This is a genomic window from Arthrobacter sp. R1-13, from assembly GCF_054161475.1.
The window spans coordinates 3,677,867-3,693,683 of the sequence record NZ_CP096420.1 but is presented as its reverse complement, the minus strand read 5'-3'; the positions used below and the strand labels follow the sequence as shown (position 1 = coordinate 3,693,683).

Here is a 15,817-nt window from a genome sequence, read left to right as displayed (position 1 = left end):
GCGTCAGCCCACCAGTTCATAGGCGGGGGTGGTGAGGAAGTCCGTGTAATCCTCTGAGAGGCAGATATCGGCAATGAGGCTGCTCGCGGGCTGATAGTACTTCTCGAACGCGTCCTGGCCCACTTCACTGCGCAGGCGCTCAGTCTCTTCGGCCAGGATTCCTGCCACAAGCTCGCGGTTCACTGTGTTGCCGGTGTCGGCCAGGACCACCGCGTTCCGGATCTGCTGCCAGACCTGGGACCGGGAAATTTCGGCGGTGGCAGCATCCTCCATCAGGTTGTGGATTGCTACTGCGCCGTTGCCGGAGATCCAGACCGCGGTATAGGCGACGGCGACGTAAAGATTCAGCCGCAGCCCGGCTTCGGTGACCTGGCCGCCGGCGGAGGCAATATCCAGGAGCTGGCCAGCGGTGACGGAGACCTCGGGACGCTGCTTGTCGAGCTGGTTGGGGCGCTCGCCGAGCACGGCATCGAACACCTCCTGACAGACGGGAACAAGGTCGGGGTGCGCCACCCAGGAGCCGTCGAAGCCGTCAGTCGCTTCGCGGGTCTTGTCAGCCCTCACCTTCTCGAAAGCCTGGGCCGTTACCTCCGGCTCCCGACGGTTTGGAATGACTGCTGCCATCCCGCCCATCGCGAAGGCGCCGCGGTGATGGCAGGTTTTGACCAGCAATTCGGTGTAGGCGCGCATAAACGGAGCGGTCATGGCAACTGAGGCACGGTCCGGCAGGACGAAGGCAGGCCCCGCGTCCCGGAAGTACTTGATGATGCTGAAGAGGTAGTCCCAGCGCCCCGCGTTCAGTCCTGAGGCGTGCTCCCGCAGCTCGTAGAGGATCTCGTCCATTTCGAAGGCCGCCGGGATGGTCTCAATCAGCACAGTAGCCCGGATGCTCCCCTGCGGCAGGCCGAGGTAATCCTGCGCGAAGACAAAGACGTCGTTCCACAGGCGCGCTTCGAGGTGGCTCTCCATTTTGGGCAGGTAGTAGTAGGGGCCATGGCCGTTGCGGAGCAATTGTTCAGCCACGTGGAAGAAATGGAGTCCAAAGTCCACCAGCGCACCGGCGGTGGGTTCGCCGTCGGCCAGCAGGTGCCGCTCATCCATGTGCCAGCCGCGGGGGCGGGCCACCACCACAGCCAGCGGGGCGTCGGTGCGAAGGGTGTACTCCTTGCCCTCGGGGGAGGTGTAGCTCAGGGTGCCTCTGGCTGCGTCGCGAAGGTTCAGGATGGAGTCGATCACGTTGTGCCAGGTGGGCGTGCTGGCATCCTCCAGGTCAGCGAGCCACACCTTGGCGCCGGAGTTCAGGGCGTTGATGGCCATCTTCGCCGGAGAAGCTGGGCCGGTCATCTCCACACGCCTGTCCTGGAGCGCAGCAGGGGCAGGAGCAACTTTCCACCCACCGGAGCGGATATCGGCGGTCTCCGGCAGGAAATCCAGCTTGCCTGTCCGTGCAACCTGCTCACGCTTGACCACGCGGGCCTTCAACAGCTCCGCACGCGTTGAAGCAAAGCGCTGGTGGAGCTCCTCAATGAAGGCGAGAGCCTCCGGCGTGAGGATTTCCCCGGCCCTTGAAACGGGCTGCGGATCGGTGACTGTGAGGGCCATCGAGTGTCCTTTCCTAGGCAGCTGAGGCTGCATTTGAGGCTGCGTGGGCAGCCGCTGCGGCGGCAGCGTCCGCTGCCGATTCGGGGCGAAGAACCTGGGGACAATCTAACCGGCATTAGGTCCGCCGTCAGCAAAAGCCGGCGATGCCGGTCCAGGCGGCGTCAGCTGGCGCGGCATCTTCACGCTGCACTGTGGCTTCAATCAGGCCGTAAGGGCGGTCTGCCGCGAAGAACACTTCGTTGGGGTTGTCCAGGCCGAAAGGGGCGAGGTCCACCAGGAAGTGATGCTTGTTTGGCATGGAGAACCTGATCTCGTCGATCTCGCCATGGGCTTCCAGCACCTTGGTGCCCATGTCGAACAGCGTCTGCTGCAGGGCGTGGGAGTACTTCTCAGCGAAGCCCTCCAACAAAAGCCGCCTGACGTCGTCGTAATTCCTGTTGAAGTCAAAGGCGCGCACGTCCAGGGCAGGATTGAAACGCCAGCGGGCCGTGACATCGGTAGCCAGGATCCGGTCTGTGGTCTCGGGGAGGGTGGTGTATTTGTCCTTGGGGTAGCCGGTGAAGCCCGACTGGGTTGATTTCAGGACCGTGAGCTCCCGGAGACCCGAGACGACATGGATGGCCGCACCGTCCCGGACCACCACGGCGGTGCGTACCTCGCGGCCGTTGCGCACGAACGAATGATGGTGGTCTTTGCCCGCCACCTGGATCCGGTCCCAGCCGTAGGACTCCGCTTCCCAGCGGCCGCCGCTGACCCACTCGAAGCTCGAGGTGAAGTGCTCGCCAAGCCTCAGCAGGAAGGCTTCAGGGGAGCCGATGCCGGCCCGGGCGAAGGCGTAAATGGTGTTCTTCTGGGTGTCGGTGGCCACGACGTGGGCGTTGTTGCCTTCCAGATGCGCGGCAGCAAAGTCCCCGCGAAGTTGCGAGGTAACGTTGAGGTCCTCAATCTCGTGGCGTTTGGTATCCCGGGTGATTTTGACGACGCGGACTTCGGCCTTGCCGTACTGGTTGCTGCCGAGGACTATCTTCCCGCTCATGGTGTTTTCCCAACTTCCGGTCGCTGGAACCAAGGTGGCACAGCGAAATTAACAGCATGTTTCCTGCCCTGTCCTAAAAAGCACTGCCTGTTCTAAAAGCACTGCCTGTCCTAAAAAACACTGCCAACAAAAAAGAGCCTAAAGGAACCCGCAACTTTCACTTCGGGTGGCTAGCCGGAACACTGTCGGCAGGATTGATCCCAGGCGGCTGCGGCGGGGCTTGCTTCCTTCAGCGGAGAACAGGCAGCAGAATGGACAACACCGCGGCGAGGGACATGCCCGGGGACGAAGGGAGAGCCGCATGCTGAATCTATTGCCTTCCGTCCGGGACTGGCAGCCTGCGGTTTCCGGCCAGCGCTGTGCTGTGGCCACCGTGGTGGGGGCAACAGGGTCTGTGCCGCGGCCCGTGGGTACGTCAATGATCGTGTCCGCCGCCGGCGAGGTGCTGGGCAGCCTGTCCGGCGGGTGCGTCGAAGGGGCAGTCGTCGAGGCTGCACTGCAGACACTGCACGACGGCGGCACCCGCCGCGAGTCGTTCGGTTACAGTGCCGAGGACGCATTTGCGGCGGGCCTCACCTGTGGCGGGCGCCTGGATGTGCACATCGAGCAGTTTGAATTCGGTCCCTCCGGGCCGTTGTGGATGAAATTGCAAGAGACCCGGCTTCCGGATCGGGTGGCTCTGGCACTGATCCGCAGGCTTGACCGGGAGGGGAAGGACGCGGTGGTGATCCACGATCCGGCGCACTTTGACGTCACTGCCTCAGCTGAAATTGCCGCGCTTCTGGACCTCGGCTTGTCACAGCATCCAGCCCTGCGCGCCGCTGCGGCCCAGCTGGAGCCGCTGCTCCGTGGGGGCCGGTCGGGACTCGTCAGGCTGGCTCCCCAGAAGGGTTGTTCACCTGCGTCTGGCCAAACCCTGCCCGCGTCTGGCCAGAAACTGCCCACTGCCGGCCAAACCGTGCCGGAGCCGGTCACCCTGCTGGTGGAGAGCCGCCTTCCGCCGGCCCGGATAGTGATCTTCGGGGCCAACGACTTCAGCGCCGCGCTCCTGCCCGCCGCCAGACTGCTGGATTATCACGTCACCGTGTGTGATGCCCGCGAGGCCTTTTCGCGCCAGGAGAGGTTCACCGGAGCCGATGACGTGATCACGGACTGGCCCCACCGCTATCTGGCAGCGGAGGTGGACGCCGGGCGGATCGACGCCAGGACCGCAGTCTGCGTCCTGACCCATGACCCCAAGTTCGATGTTCCGCTCCTTGCCGCAGCACTTCAGCTGGAGCTGGCGTATGTAGGGGCCATGGGGTCGCGGCTGAGCCACCGCGGCCGGGTGGAATCCCTGCTGGCGGAGGGCGTGGCGCCGGAGTCGTTGTCGCGGCTGCATTCGCCAATAGGCCTTGACCTGGGGGCTGTGACTCCCGCGGAAGTTGCCGTAGCCATCACGGCCGAGCTGGTGGCTACCCTGAACCGCGGCAATGGGGCCACAGTGGCCTCCCTGAAGGACGGAGCAGGTCCCATCCACTGGCAGCCCGGCCCGGCAGAAGAACTGTAGGGGAGGGCGCGTGGATCTGAATACCGTTGAGGCAGTTATTTCCACTGCCGATCCCGGGCAGTGGCAGCCGGGTGACGCGTGGTTGGCCGGTGGCACGGTGCTCTTTTCCGATGGCGGCGCCGCTCTTGGCGACCAACCACTCAAGCGTCTCCTGGACCTGGGCTCCACAGGCTGGCCACCCATCACGGTGACCTCGGAAGGGCTGGAACTCGCGGCAACCTGCACGGTGGCCGAGCTCTACAATCTTCCCGCGGACTTCAGTAGACCCAGCGAGCTGGACGACAGATCCGCCACTGCCACTGGACCAGCGGAGTGGCCAGCCTTGGCGCTCATCCGTCCCTGCTGCGACTCCTTCGTGGCTTCGTTCAAGGTCTGGAACATGTCCACTGTGGGCGGCAACCTGTGTACGGCCCTGCCGGCCGGGCCCATGATCTCGCTTTTCGCTGCCCTCGACGGGCTGGCCACTGTGCATGCCGCCGGGGGTGTGGGCCGGACGGTTCCCGTGGCCGACTTCGTCACCGGCGACGGGCAGAATTGCCTGGCGCCGGGGGAACTGCTGCGCAGCATCACCCTTCCGGCTGCCGCCCTGCGCTCGCGGGTGGCGTTCCGGAGGCTTTCGTTGAGCAATCTGGGAAGGTCCGGGGTGCTCCTGATCGGGAGGCTCGACGCCGATGCCGGCTTTGTCCTGACCGTCACGGCCGCCACCAGGCGTCCCGTTCAGCTGCGCTTCGGATCAGGTTCCGGCGTCCCGCAGACAGCGGTATTGCAAAGTGCTATTGACGATGCCATCCCTGACGGTCTCTACCACGACGACGTCCACGGACTCCCGGCCTGGCGCAAGGACATGACGTACCGCCTCGCCGAGGAAATCCGGGTTGAGCTGGGGTCAGTGCCGGGCGAAGGCGGGCAGCCCTACGTTTCAGGGGACTTTTGGCCACCGGCCGGGCGGAAGGGGTGGTGACCGTGGTTATCGGGATCAACGGGAACCCTGCGGGGTCCCAGCCAAGGCCGGGCCAGTGCCTGCGGACCTTTCTTCGGGAGCAAGGGAATGTTGGGGTGAAAAAGGGGTGCGACGCCGGTGATTGCGGCGCCTGCACAGTACACGTGGACGGGATCCCCGTGCACAGCTGCATCTATCCCGCAGTCCGGGCCCAGGGAAAAGAAGTCACCACCATCGAAGGCCTTGCGGGAGCCTCAACAGGGGCATCCACCGAAGGTTCAACCGGAGCCCCGACAGGAGCCTCAAGCGAGGCAGGGCTGCATCCCATGCAGCAGCAGTTCCTGGACCGCCAGGGATTCCAATGCGGCTTCTGCACGGCCGGGATGATCATGACGGCGGCCACCTTTGACCAGGCACAGAAAGAGGACCTGGACCGCAGCCTCAAAGGCAACCTGTGCCGCTGTACGGGCTACCGCTCCATCGAGGATGCGGTGTGCGGGCATGACGGGCATCCTGACAGGGAAGCTCAAATCTCAGGCATCGGCGGCACGGAACACCCTGATCCCCGGCCAGGACAGCTCGGCGATGATGCTCCCGCGCCTGCCAGCCTCGGAGTGGTCACCGGTTCCGCCCCCTACACACTCGATGTCCCGCCCGGGGAACTGCGGGGCCTCCTTCACCTGAAGCTGCTTCGTTCCCCGCACGCCCACGCCCGCGTCTTGAACATTGACGCGACAGCTGCTTTGCAGGTCCCTGGTGTGGTGGCGGTCTTCACGCATGAGGACGCGCCGGAGCAGCTGTTCTCAACTGCCCAGCACGAGCTCTACACCGACGACCCCGATGACACTCGTGTCCTGGATGACGTGGTGAGGTTCATCGGGCAGCGGGTGGCCGCCGTCGTCGCCGATTCGGTGAGCGCAGCGGAAGCCGGAACGCGCGTGCTGAACGTGGAGTACGAGGTCATGGACGCGGTTTTCACGCCTCAGGACGCCATCCTCCCCGGGGCGCCGGTTCTCCATGGCGACAAGGATGGCGACACTTCGCGCATAGCCCGCCCGCTTCAGAACGTGGCGGCCGAGCTGCACTCGGAGCTCGGCGACCTGGCCGCAGGATTCGCCAAGGCCGACTTCATCCACGAACATACGTACCGGACCCAGCGAGTGCAGCACGTCGCCATGGAGACGCACGCATCCATTGCCTCCTTCGACGACGACGGCCGCCTCACCGTCCGCACCTCCAGCCAGGTCCCGTTCCTAGCCCGGCGTACCCTGGCGCGCGTCTTCGGCTTGCCGCAGGAGCAAGTGCGGGTGGTAGCCGGGCGGGTGGGAGGAGGTTTCGGCGGCAAGCAGGAAGTCCTGACCGAGGACATTGTGGCGCTCGCGGCCCTGAAGCTCAGGCGGCCGGTGCAGCTTGAGTTCACGCGCGCAGAACAATTCACCTCCTCCACTGTCAGGCACCCTTTCACCGTCCACCTAAAGGCCGGTGCCACCAGAGAAGGGGAATTGACGGCCCTGCAATTGGAGGTCCTGACCAACACGGGCGCGTACGGCAACCATGCCCCCGGCGTCATGTTCCACGGCTGCGGCGAATCCCTGGGCGTGTACAAATGCCGCAACAAGAAGGTGGACGCGCAGGCCGTCTACACCAACACAGTCCCTTCAGGCGCCTTCCGCGGGTACGGCCTGAGCCAGATGATCTTCGCCATTGAATCGGGCATGGATGAATTGGCCAGCGGGATCGGAATGGACCCCCTGGAGTTCCGAAACCTGAACATGGTCCGGGAAGGGGACCAGATGCTCTCCACCCATCCGGAGCCCCAGGAGGATGTGCACTACGGCAGTTACGGCCTGGACCAATGCATCCGCCTGGTGCAGGAAGCTCTTGACCGCGGCCGTGAACGCTACCGGGCCGCCGGGTTGGAGGACGCCGGGCCTGGTTGGGTTACCGGCGAGGGATCCGCAATCTCCATGATCGATACCGCGCCTCCCCGGGGGCACTTTGCCCACTCCGTCGTTAGGCTCCTCCCGGACGGTACCTATGCCGCCGACGTCGGCACCGCCGAATTCGGCAACGGCACCTCCACTGTCCACGCCCAGCTCGCAGCAACGGCACTGTCCACCACGTCCAGCCGCGTCACCATCCGGCAATCGGACACGGACCTGGTCCCGCACGATTCTGGCGCTTTCGCGTCCACTGGGACGGTGGTTGCCGGCAAGGCGACCCTCGCCGCCGCCGAAGACCTTGCGGTGCGGATCCGTGCCTTCGCTGCCGGCATCCGGCGGGTCCAGTCCTCCGGCTGCGTCCTGGAGGGGGATGCGGTGGTCTGTGAAGGAACCAGGGTGCCGCTGACTGAAATTTACGACGCCGCCTCTGAGGCCGGCGTCGAGCTCTCGGCTGATGGGCAGTGGGGCGGTACCCCACGTTCTGTGGCCTTCAATGTCCACGCCTTCAGGGTGGCGGTCAACACCGACACGGGGGAGCTGCGCATCCTGCAAAGCGTGCAGGCAGCCGACGCCGGGGTGGTGGTCAATCCGAGGCAGTGCCGCGGCCAGATCGAAGGCGGTATCGCGCAGGCTCTTGGTGCGGCGCTGTATGAGGAAGTGCAGGTGGACGACGCCGGCCGGGTCACCACGGATACTCTCCGGCAGTACCACATCCCCACCTTTGCGGACGTTCCGCGGAGCGAGGTCTACTTCGCGGACACTAACGACAAGCTGGGGCCGCTGGGGGCAAAATCGATGAGCGAGAGCCCCTTCAATCCCGTTGCTCCGGCGCTGGCCAATGCGATCAGGAACGCCACTGGAATCCGTTTCGGGGAGTTGCCGATTCGCCGGGACCGGCTGTACCTGCGCATGAAGGAAGCACGGCCCCGCCCCAGATAACTCCTGCGCCGAGTACTAGCCAGCGCTGGTGTCAATCTGTAAGTGTGAGCCCATGAGTATCGATCTTGAAGAGCTTTATCGCGACCTGCATGCCAATCCGGAGCTTTCGTTCCAAGAAGTCAGGACCGCTGAAATCGCTGCTAGGCATCTGGTTGATCTCGGCTACAAAGTACACCGTAACGTGGGCAAGACGGGTGTGGTTGGCATCCTGGAGAACGGTCCTGGTCCCGTTGTCCTTCTCCGCGCAGACATGGACGCCCTTCCTGTCAAAGAAGCAACAGGACTGGACTACGCCAGTGAGGTCGTCGGCGTGGACCATGAGGGCAGGGAGGTGCCGGTGATGCACGCCTGCGGACACGATGTCCACGTCACCTGCCTGGTTGGAGCCGTGGAAATCCTGGCTGCCCAGCATGAGGACTGGCAGGGAACACTTATTGCAGTATTCCAACCGGCTGAAGAATGGGGTGGAGGCGCACAGACAATGGTGGCGGCCGGGCTCTATGACCTGGTACCCAAGCCTGATGTGGTTCTGGGCCAGCACGTCGCACCGTTTCCGGCCGGGTGCTTCGGCATTCGCCCCGGGGTCCTCATGGCATCGGCCGATTCCCTCAGTATCACGCTGCATGGCAGGGGTGGTCACGGATCCCGTCCCGAAACCACCGTTGACCCGGTCCTCCTGGCCGCTGCGGCAACGGTCCGGCTGCAGGGGATCGTCTCACGTGAACTGGCTCCCAGCGATGCTGCTGTAGTCACCGTTGGGCAGATTCACTCCGGAACCAAAAACAACATCATCCCTGAGACTGCCTCTTTGGGTCTTAGCATTCGCTCTTTCAGCAAGGTGACCAGAGACAAGGTTCTAGGTTCCATTGAGCGCATTGTTCGCAGCGAAGCAACAGCCTCAAATGCTCCCAGCGAGCCGGAATTCCATTATGAAGAGCACCTCCCGCTAACGGTCAACGACGAAGCCGCGGCAGCGAAGATTACTTCCGCATTCCAGCAGAAGTTCGGGCCAGGGAAGGTCATTAACCCGGGTGCAGTTTCGGCCAGTGAGGATGTTGGAGTGCTGGCACAGGCCGCCGGCGCACCACTGGTCTTTTGGTTTCTTGGTGGAGCTGACCCTTCGTTGTCCTCCTTCAAGGACTGGGCCCAAAGCGGCCGCATGCCGGAGGATATTCCGTCAAACCATTCGCCCTATTTCGCCCCGTGTATCCAACCTACGTTGAGCCTTGGTACGGAAGCGCTCGTTACGGCTGCCCGAGAATATCTGGATGGATCCGCGGCTAAGGAACAGTAGCTGAGATCGCAGCGGAAAATCGTCTCTACTTTTGGGAAGCCTTGTGCGCAAGAGCGGCCTTCAAGGAAGGCCAGCGCTGATCCAGTGCGGAAGGCTTCCTCTCAGAAATGAAAACCCGGGCCAATGGGGGTACCTCGATGTCTGGTCTTAACACCCGGGCCTACCCTCTGCGGCCCGCCAGACGGCCTTGAGCGTTTGTTGCGTGTTCCTGCCAAAAAGCTGGGGAGAAATCGACGGGTCCTTGAGTCGGGACCGTAAGAATTTCTGCAACGGGACGCTCAGGTCCCAGGCAGCACATAAGGTCTAAGCACCAGACAGTTCCGGGGGACGCTGAATGAACAAGGCAACAAAAGGCGCCGTAGCAGCCGGCGCAACGGGGGTCCTGCTCCTGGGGGAGCAGGTACTCCTGGGGGAGCAGGTACCTTCGCGCTCTGGAAGATACGGATTGGATTGATCCGGGAGCAATTTCAACCGGTGTGCTGAAGCTGGGTGTCGGCTCCGGTATCTGGTACGACGCGACTAGGCCAAAATACTAGAATCGACCTCTTCCCTCGCCTTGAAGCTCGAGCAGGCGTAGTACCAGGTTCGCATTCCCAGGCCGAACATGATGGGCCTCAAGGAGTCAGGCTTTCCGGGACGATGTTCTGGAGATCAAGCGGGGCCGACGACGAATCGAGCCTTTCTGAGCCGAAGGCTCAACCCCCCTCGTCGCCGGCCCGTCATGTTCGAACCATGGTGGGCTAAGAAAAAGGGGATCTCGCGGATCTATGCGGCAGTGATCGAGGGTTCGTTGAAGCATTCCTCTGTGGTCTCGTAGTGTTTCAGGATCCCGTCCAGCCTGGTCATCTGGAGCGCCATCATATCCTGGGTCCTGGGATCCGAAGGTCCCCTCCCGGCCGCGCGGGCACTCTTTAGCCCGGAGAGCAGCGACCCGAGGGAAGAACCTGCACAATTCTTGGAAACTCTGTGTGCCAGCGGAGTGTGGGGCGCCACGAATGTGGACTGCTTCGAGCAGAGAATTGCTGTTATGGACAGATCGATTGGCACCAGATGGCCTTGGCTGCTCCTCCTGATCCTCGCCGACGGCCTACCTTTATCTGGTCCCGGGAGACTGCTCCGACGAATGAAGCGAACTTCCTTCAGCTCAGTACCGGCGGAATGGAGACCGGAACCGCCATTGCAGTACGCCAAGCCCTCTGGGTCGAACCCCTGAACAATGATGACAAACCGGCCGACGAGCATCAGAAGGCCAAGCATCACGCCGAATCCGCCTCTTAATCGACGGACTCCTCCAGCCTTGGGTGATGGGGCCCATGGAACCAGGGATGGAACCGCTACTTGTCAAAGTTGCCGTTCTACCGGGCATTGCGGGATTCCTCATTCCGTTGACCCTATCCTCAAAAACCCTTGCCGCTCAGGCCGGCTCTCTAGACTCAGTCAGGAAACGTCTGCTTTGCCTTAACAGCGGTATTCAAAACGACCGATTTCGGACCTGATTTGATCCGACCTGAGGATCAGGCCACAGAGCGTGTTCCGGCGATCTTCGGTTGGTCAATTGGATTCAAGGATCGTTTCTGACCAGTGGGCGGATGTACGTTTGAGGAACCTTAAACGAACTCTGACTGCCTTTGAAGCCTGGGTTAGGTGGCTCGATTGCTGTGTCGCCATTTCAATGCCCCGGCTACGGCTGTGAAGGCGAGAGCAGCAGCACTCCCCATGAGAACGACAAGTGTGAGGCTAATATTGGCGGCCCCGGGCCATGGGGTGTATCCGTGCCTTTGACCCCCGGTGTCGATCATTTCCGTGATGGACGTTCCCAGACCGATGGCGGCCAGGGCGACAAGAGCCGCCCACAGGACAGCAGTGACTTGGCTGGTGAGGGGGCGATCTGTCGAATCTGCTTTCCGTGATGTTGCCATGGTTCGTACCTCCGGATCGTTGTGGATTCTGCTCCAGGTGATGTCCGCGAAGATTCCCCGGACCGCGCGGAAGGCAATCGAGCGATTGACTGCCTTGGCTGGAACGCCCCGCCGCAACGCGTCCGCCTGCTGTTCGTACATGTCTGAGATCAGTTCCTCGCGCCGGGCCTTGCCTTGACTGGGAGTCACATGACGGCTGTAGAAGTCGGCCCAGGACAGGACTGCTCTGGCGACTCTGGAGTCTTGCAGATCCTGGTAGTCACTCATGCCTGCGCCGACCGGAAGGTCTGTACACGGGTAGGTGCTGCGATAACAGAGTGGACAGCATGCAGGGCAGTCTTGCCGTCCGTGGTGATCCGGTAAAAGCGGCGCCTCGGGCGGCGCTCCTTCTCAGCGATGTCGGGATCTTCCCATGTCGCCTGAAGAAGGCCCGACTCCGTCATGCGCGCCAAAGCTTTGTAGAGAGTCCCATGGGACGTCAATGCCTTGCCGTCATCGGCAGAGAGCGCACTCGCCAAAGCGAACCCATAAAGGACGTCACCTTTGGACTCCAGCTTCTCGGCGATCTCAAGAATACGGACCTCCAGCCGGAGCAGACTTCCCTGCTTTCGACGACTCATGAAGAAAGAATAGGAAGATACCTTCCGTTAGTCAATGGGTCTGAACAATCTGCCAACGTTCCATTTAGGAACCTCTACCGTGTCTTCACTGCTCCACATATGCTGACGAAATGATCAACAGATTCCTGACTTGGATTGACTCAATTTGGAAGCTGTTGCTTGCCTGCGCTCTGGTTTTTGCCGTTGCATTTGGCTTGTCCCTCATTGCGATCTGGTTGCTGCCGGCTGGGGAAGTTGTTGGAGATGTCGTCCGAGCCATAGCCGCGGTTGTCTCTGCGCTGCTGATCCTGGCATTCATCAACCGGCGGCCAAAGCCCCGTCCCGGCGAAATTCAGAAGTAGGTCGACCGTTAGCCGAACCTTCATCGCGCGTTGGCGTTTTGCGCTTCTTCTACAAGACCGGGGTCGGATGGAGCTAGTTGAAAGTCCACGACGTCGACGAATGCGTCGACGGGCATAAGCGGGTAATGACGTCGAAGACCTTCGAGGTAGCCCTCGACTGTTCCGCCGTTTGAGATGCGAAGCCGTTCGGGAGTTAGATCCTCGATCCGATACCGCTGGACCTCAAGGATCTCCCCACGAAGCGATGGGCACTCCACATCATCTTCGAAGTAGAAGATTGCAGGACCAACGGCAATACGCTCGTCCCATCGAACCGAGGAGGTTTTCCGGCCGTTTGCGACTGCTTCGTAGTAGCTCCGGTTGAAGCGGAACACACGCTCGGCCCGTGCATCCGGAAAGAAGTATGTGTCGGAAAGGAGCTTTGCGATCGGCCGCATCTGAGGGCCGGCAGCAGTTGGGACCGCAACGAGAAGATCGGGGTGCAAATCGAGCATCACCTGCCGACAGCGGCCGCAGGGCGAAATGAGACCCCGTCCTCGGTCGCCTGCGGCGGCCATTGCGACCAGGGGGCCTGCTTCGGCGGTTGCGGCTACCCCAAGAGTGACAAGCTCGGCGCAGGGTCCGCCGGTGAAGTGATAGACATTCACAGCTGTGTGTATTCGGCCGCTTGTATCCAGGGCGGCGGCCGCCACGGTGTGGTTTGGATCGCTCCCCAGCGATCGAGCCAGTGTCTCTGCCGCCTCGATAACGCGGCGTTCCATGTTCAGGGGTTCCATGAGCCCCAGCATTTCACATGCCATGCCGGCATCTGGCCGCCCGTAAGCCGGTTGATCAGCGTGCTGCGGAAGGCCGCTGACGCTATCAGCGTGACGGCGGGTCTTGGCGATGTACGTATGACCCGCACGGTGAAATGCACGATGAGGGAGCAACTGCCGGCGGGGACTATGGGGGCATGCCCTATCTCGGAAGCACGTTTCATCAAGCGCGAACGCTGCCGAGGTCAAAAACGACTGTTTCGGGCCTTGGGTGATTATGCCGAGGATCTACAAGAACGCCAGGACCCGTACATCTTAAATTCTGTGCGGATCACTGTAGCTTCGCATCCTGACGCACAAGCTACCTTGGCGAGGAAGATCAGGGAACGGGGCTGCACCGATGACAAGAGCGGTTGGTAGGCATACTCTGAGAAAATCTGGGGTTGTAATAAAGTCCGCCGGTCTCATTTGGAACCTTAGGATCCCCCATGAGCCGTCATCCAGCCGCCGCTGTCCTCGCCGCTGCCGCCATGCTAGTGGCATCTTGCACAACCAATCCAGAAGGTGGCACATCCAGCCCAACGCAGACAGTAACCGTTACACCGCCTCCTCCGCCGAGCAGCGGGGTTCCAGCCAGCACTCCCACTGAGCGACCGACGGAGGTTCTACCCTCCGAGACTGCTACAGTGCTGGTCACGCCGACCCCCCAACCCGCAAAGACGGAGATTGACGTTGTTGCGCCGGCACCCGATGACCTGGCCGCAAATCAGCAGCAGGTCTTCTGTCCTGGCGGAACCCATGAAGGCTGCCACACGTATGACGATATGGGGACATACCTGAGCCACATCCTCGCGCTCATCTCCCCGATGTTCGATGAGCTCTATGGGACCGCATACCGGCCAACAAACTTCTACTACATAGCCTCAGGTCAGGTTGGGCCAAGTGCCTGCGCGGGTCCAGACAACACCATCGCTCCCTATCACAGTGAGTCCTACATGTATTGCTCCGTAGATCAAGCAATTTATACGGGTCAAGACATGTTGTGGACACTTTATGCCGGCCTTGGAGATGCCGCTCCCGCTGTTGGATACGCGCACGAGTGGGGACACCACATTCAGACCATCATGCAGGTCCCGCGGCCCCAGAATCAGCAGGAGGCAATACAGAGAGAGAACCAGGCTGACTGCATTGCAGGTGCTTGGGTGTACCACGCAGAGCAGTCAGGCTACTTGGAGTATCCAGACGACGTGGGCGACATCATCGGTCTAGTGGAGACGATCGGTAAAGCGGAAAGCGATATTAATCGGACTCACGGAACAGTGCAGGAGCGGGCTGATTCAGTGGAGTACGGATACTACTATGGGCTCCTAGGGTGCAACCAGTATTTCCCGAACACACCCATTTACAACGGCTAGCAGGCACGTCCCGGCCATTGTGCACGTCGCGGCTGGTCACCAAGGAATCAGTTCATTGGTCCGTTGCTATCAGAGCTGACCAAGTTTCACACCGATTGATTGACGGTAGTCGTCAAAAACGACCATTTTGAACAGCTGCGATCCGCCTTTCGATTCCTACGGAAAAGACCGCTAGGGCTGTGTCACAACTCATGTCCGCAGGCGAGAGAGGTTTCACAACCCTGCTGGGAGGGGTTTTTGACACGCAGTGGGCAATGTCATGGGGTACACCAGCGTCACCTCCAAAGGAAAGTCGCTAGGAAAGCCGGATAGACCCTCACGGGCGTGCGCCATCACAGTGTTCAGTCACCTGCGCCCGGGCGGCGCTGGCGAGTGGGGGAGTCTCGAGCCAAGGCGCTGGAGTTGATAGCGCTAACGGCTACGGGACAAGCCTGAGTTAGCCAAGGCTGAACAAGCATCTATAGTCGCATTATGGAACAACGCACATTAGGCAAAACCGGCCAGAAGGTCTCCGTTATCGGCCTCGGAACATGGCAGCTCGGGGCCGACTGGGGCAACGTCGATCCCGCCCACGCCCAGGCCATCCTCGCTGCCTCGGCGGAAGCCGGAGTCACTTTCTTCGATACAGCCGACGTATATGGCGATGGCCGCAGCGAGCAGGCCATCGGTGCTTTCCTCGCCGAGAACCCCGGGCTGGACATTACCGTGGCAACCAAGATGGGCCGGCGCCTGGATCAGCTGCCCGAAAACTACAACCTGGCCAACTTCCGGGAGTGGACGGACCGTTCACGGCGCAACCTTGGTACGGATTGCCTCGATCTGGTCCAGCTTCATTGCCCGCCCACCGCCGTCTACAGCAACGCGGAAGTCTACGACGCCTTGGACACACTGGTGGCAGAGGGAGCAATCCGAAACTACGGCGTCAGCGTGGAACGCGTCGACGAAGCCCTGGAGGCCATGCGCCACGAGGGAACAGCAACCGTGCAGATCATCCTGAACGCTTTCCGCCTCAAGCCGCTCGACGCCGTGCTTCCCGCCGCCCAGGCTGCCGGCGTCGGCATCATTGCACGAGTTCCCCTCGCATCAGGATTGCTGTCCGGCAAGTACACGCTGGACACCCAGTTTGCCAAGGACGACCACCGAAACTTCAACCGCTCCGGCGACTCGTTCGACGTCGGCGAGACGTTCTCCGGAGTGGACTACGAAAGGGGCCTCCAGGCGGTCACGGAGTTTGAGGAACTGGTGCCCGACGGCGTCAGCACCGCCCAGGCGGCTCTTGCCTGGATCGCGGCCCAGGACGGGGTGAGCACCGTGATCCCCGGTGCCCGCAACGTGGAGCAGGCGCGGGCCAACGCAGAGGCTGCCAGCGTTCCGGGCATTGATGCAACGTTCGACGTCGGCGTCCACGAAATCTATGACCGCTACTTCCGCGAGGCCATCCACCCGCGCTGGTAGGAGCCGGTA

General features: G+C 61.9%; 12 protein-coding genes. 7 read left to right on the top strand and 5 right to left on the bottom strand.

Features of this window, described 5'->3' with window-relative positions:
• Positions 1-3: 3 nt before the first annotated feature.
• Positions 4-1,602: a malate synthase A gene (aceB, locus tag M1D88_RS17085; protein WP_458111928.1), complete on the bottom strand. Its 1,599-nt coding sequence runs from the start codon at positions 1,600-1,602 to the stop codon at positions 4-6.
• A 127-nt stretch (positions 1,603-1,729) separates the two neighbouring features.
• Positions 1,730-2,638, bottom strand: a complete 909-nt coding sequence (gene pucL / locus M1D88_RS17080; protein WP_458111927.1) for a factor-independent urate hydroxylase — start codon at positions 2,636-2,638, stop codon at positions 1,730-1,732.
• Positions 2,639-2,939: 301 nt separating this feature from the next.
• Here pucL and M1D88_RS17075 point away from each other — a divergent pair, with 301 nt between their 5' ends.
• From M1D88_RS17075 to M1D88_RS17055, 5 genes are all read left to right on the top strand, one after another.
• Positions 2,940-4,187 carry an XdhC family protein gene (locus M1D88_RS17075; protein WP_458111926.1) on the top strand — a complete coding sequence of 416 codons (1,248 nt, stop codon included), beginning with the start codon at positions 2,940-2,942 and terminating at the stop codon, positions 4,185-4,187.
• A 10-nt stretch (positions 4,188-4,197) separates the two neighbouring features.
• Positions 4,198-5,148: an FAD binding domain-containing protein gene (locus tag M1D88_RS17070; protein WP_458111925.1), complete on the top strand. Its 951-nt coding sequence runs from the start codon at positions 4,198-4,200 to the stop codon at positions 5,146-5,148.
• Positions 5,149-5,150: 2 nt separating this feature from the next.
• Positions 5,151-8,009 carry a molybdopterin-dependent oxidoreductase gene (locus M1D88_RS17065; protein WP_458114562.1) on the top strand — a complete coding sequence of 953 codons (2,859 nt, stop codon included), beginning with the start codon at positions 5,151-5,153 and terminating at the stop codon, positions 8,007-8,009.
• Positions 8,010-8,061: 52 nt separating this feature from the next.
• Positions 8,062-9,303 (top strand): amidohydrolase, encoded by a 1,242-nt coding sequence (locus tag M1D88_RS17060; RefSeq protein WP_458111924.1) that lies wholly within the window; start codon positions 8,062-8,064, stop codon positions 9,301-9,303.
• A 1,050-nt stretch (positions 9,304-10,353) separates the two neighbouring features.
• Positions 10,354-10,581, top strand: a complete 228-nt coding sequence (locus tag M1D88_RS17055) for a hypothetical protein (RefSeq protein WP_458111923.1) — start codon at positions 10,354-10,356, stop codon at positions 10,579-10,581.
• 362 nt (positions 10,582-10,943) lie between these two features.
• Here the strand turns inward: M1D88_RS17055 and M1D88_RS17050 are convergent, their stop codons facing one another.
• From M1D88_RS17050 to M1D88_RS17040, 3 genes are all read right to left on the bottom strand, one after another.
• Positions 10,944-11,489, bottom strand: a complete 546-nt coding sequence (locus M1D88_RS17050; RefSeq protein ID WP_458111922.1) for a hypothetical protein — start codon at positions 11,487-11,489, stop codon at positions 10,944-10,946.
• Positions 11,486-11,842 (bottom strand): helix-turn-helix transcriptional regulator, encoded by a 357-nt coding sequence (locus M1D88_RS17045; RefSeq protein ID WP_458111921.1) that lies wholly within the window; start codon positions 11,840-11,842, stop codon positions 11,486-11,488. The genes M1D88_RS17050 and M1D88_RS17045 overlap by 4 nt, the downstream gene beginning before the upstream one ends.
• Positions 11,843-12,203: 361 nt before the next feature.
• Positions 12,204-12,983 carry a hypothetical protein gene (locus M1D88_RS17040; RefSeq protein ID WP_458111920.1) on the bottom strand — a complete coding sequence of 260 codons (780 nt, stop codon included), beginning with the start codon at positions 12,981-12,983 and terminating at the stop codon, positions 12,204-12,206.
• A 443-nt stretch (positions 12,984-13,426) separates the two neighbouring features.
• On the opposite strand from M1D88_RS17040, the gene M1D88_RS17035 reads away from it, so the two are divergent.
• A complete protein-coding gene (locus tag M1D88_RS17035) occupies positions 13,427-14,353 on the top strand; it encodes a neutral zinc metallopeptidase (protein WP_458111919.1) in 927 nt (308 codons plus the stop codon).
• Between the two features lie 471 nt (positions 14,354-14,824).
• A complete protein-coding gene (locus M1D88_RS17030; RefSeq protein ID WP_458111918.1) occupies positions 14,825-15,808 on the top strand; it encodes an aldo/keto reductase in 984 nt (327 codons plus the stop codon).
• Positions 15,809-15,817: the final 9 nt, after the last annotated feature.

What these genes read in the sequence shown, in the direction of transcription:
- pucL (WP_458111927.1), bottom strand. Translation starts at nt 2,638, where the DNA reads ATGAGCGGGAAGATAGTCCTCGGCAGCAACCAGTACGGCAAGGCCGAA.
- M1D88_RS17055 (WP_458111923.1), top strand. Translation starts at nt 10,354, where the DNA reads ATGGCCTTGGCTGCTCCTCCTGATCCTCGCCGACGGCCTACCTTTATC.
- M1D88_RS17030 (WP_458111918.1), top strand. Translation starts at nt 14,825, where the DNA reads ATGGAACAACGCACATTAGGCAAAACCGGCCAGAAGGTCTCCGTTATC.
- M1D88_RS17035 (WP_458111919.1), top strand. Translation starts at nt 13,427, where the DNA reads ATGAGCCGTCATCCAGCCGCCGCTGTCCTCGCCGCTGCCGCCATGCTA.
- M1D88_RS17045 (WP_458111921.1), bottom strand. Translation starts at nt 11,842, where the DNA reads ATGAGTCGTCGAAAGCAGGGAAGTCTGCTCCGGCTGGAGGTCCGTATT.
- M1D88_RS17040 (WP_458111920.1), bottom strand. Translation starts at nt 12,983, where the DNA reads ATGGCATGTGAAATGCTGGGGCTCATGGAACCCCTGAACATGGAACGC.
- M1D88_RS17075 (WP_458111926.1), top strand. Translation starts at nt 2,940, where the DNA reads ATGCTGAATCTATTGCCTTCCGTCCGGGACTGGCAGCCTGCGGTTTCC.
- M1D88_RS17050 (WP_458111922.1), bottom strand. Translation starts at nt 11,489, where the DNA reads ATGAGTGACTACCAGGATCTGCAAGACTCCAGAGTCGCCAGAGCAGTC.
- aceB (WP_458111928.1), bottom strand. Translation starts at nt 1,602, where the DNA reads ATGGCCCTCACAGTCACCGATCCGCAGCCCGTTTCAAGGGCCGGGGAA.
- M1D88_RS17060 (WP_458111924.1), top strand. Translation starts at nt 8,062, where the DNA reads ATGAGTATCGATCTTGAAGAGCTTTATCGCGACCTGCATGCCAATCCG.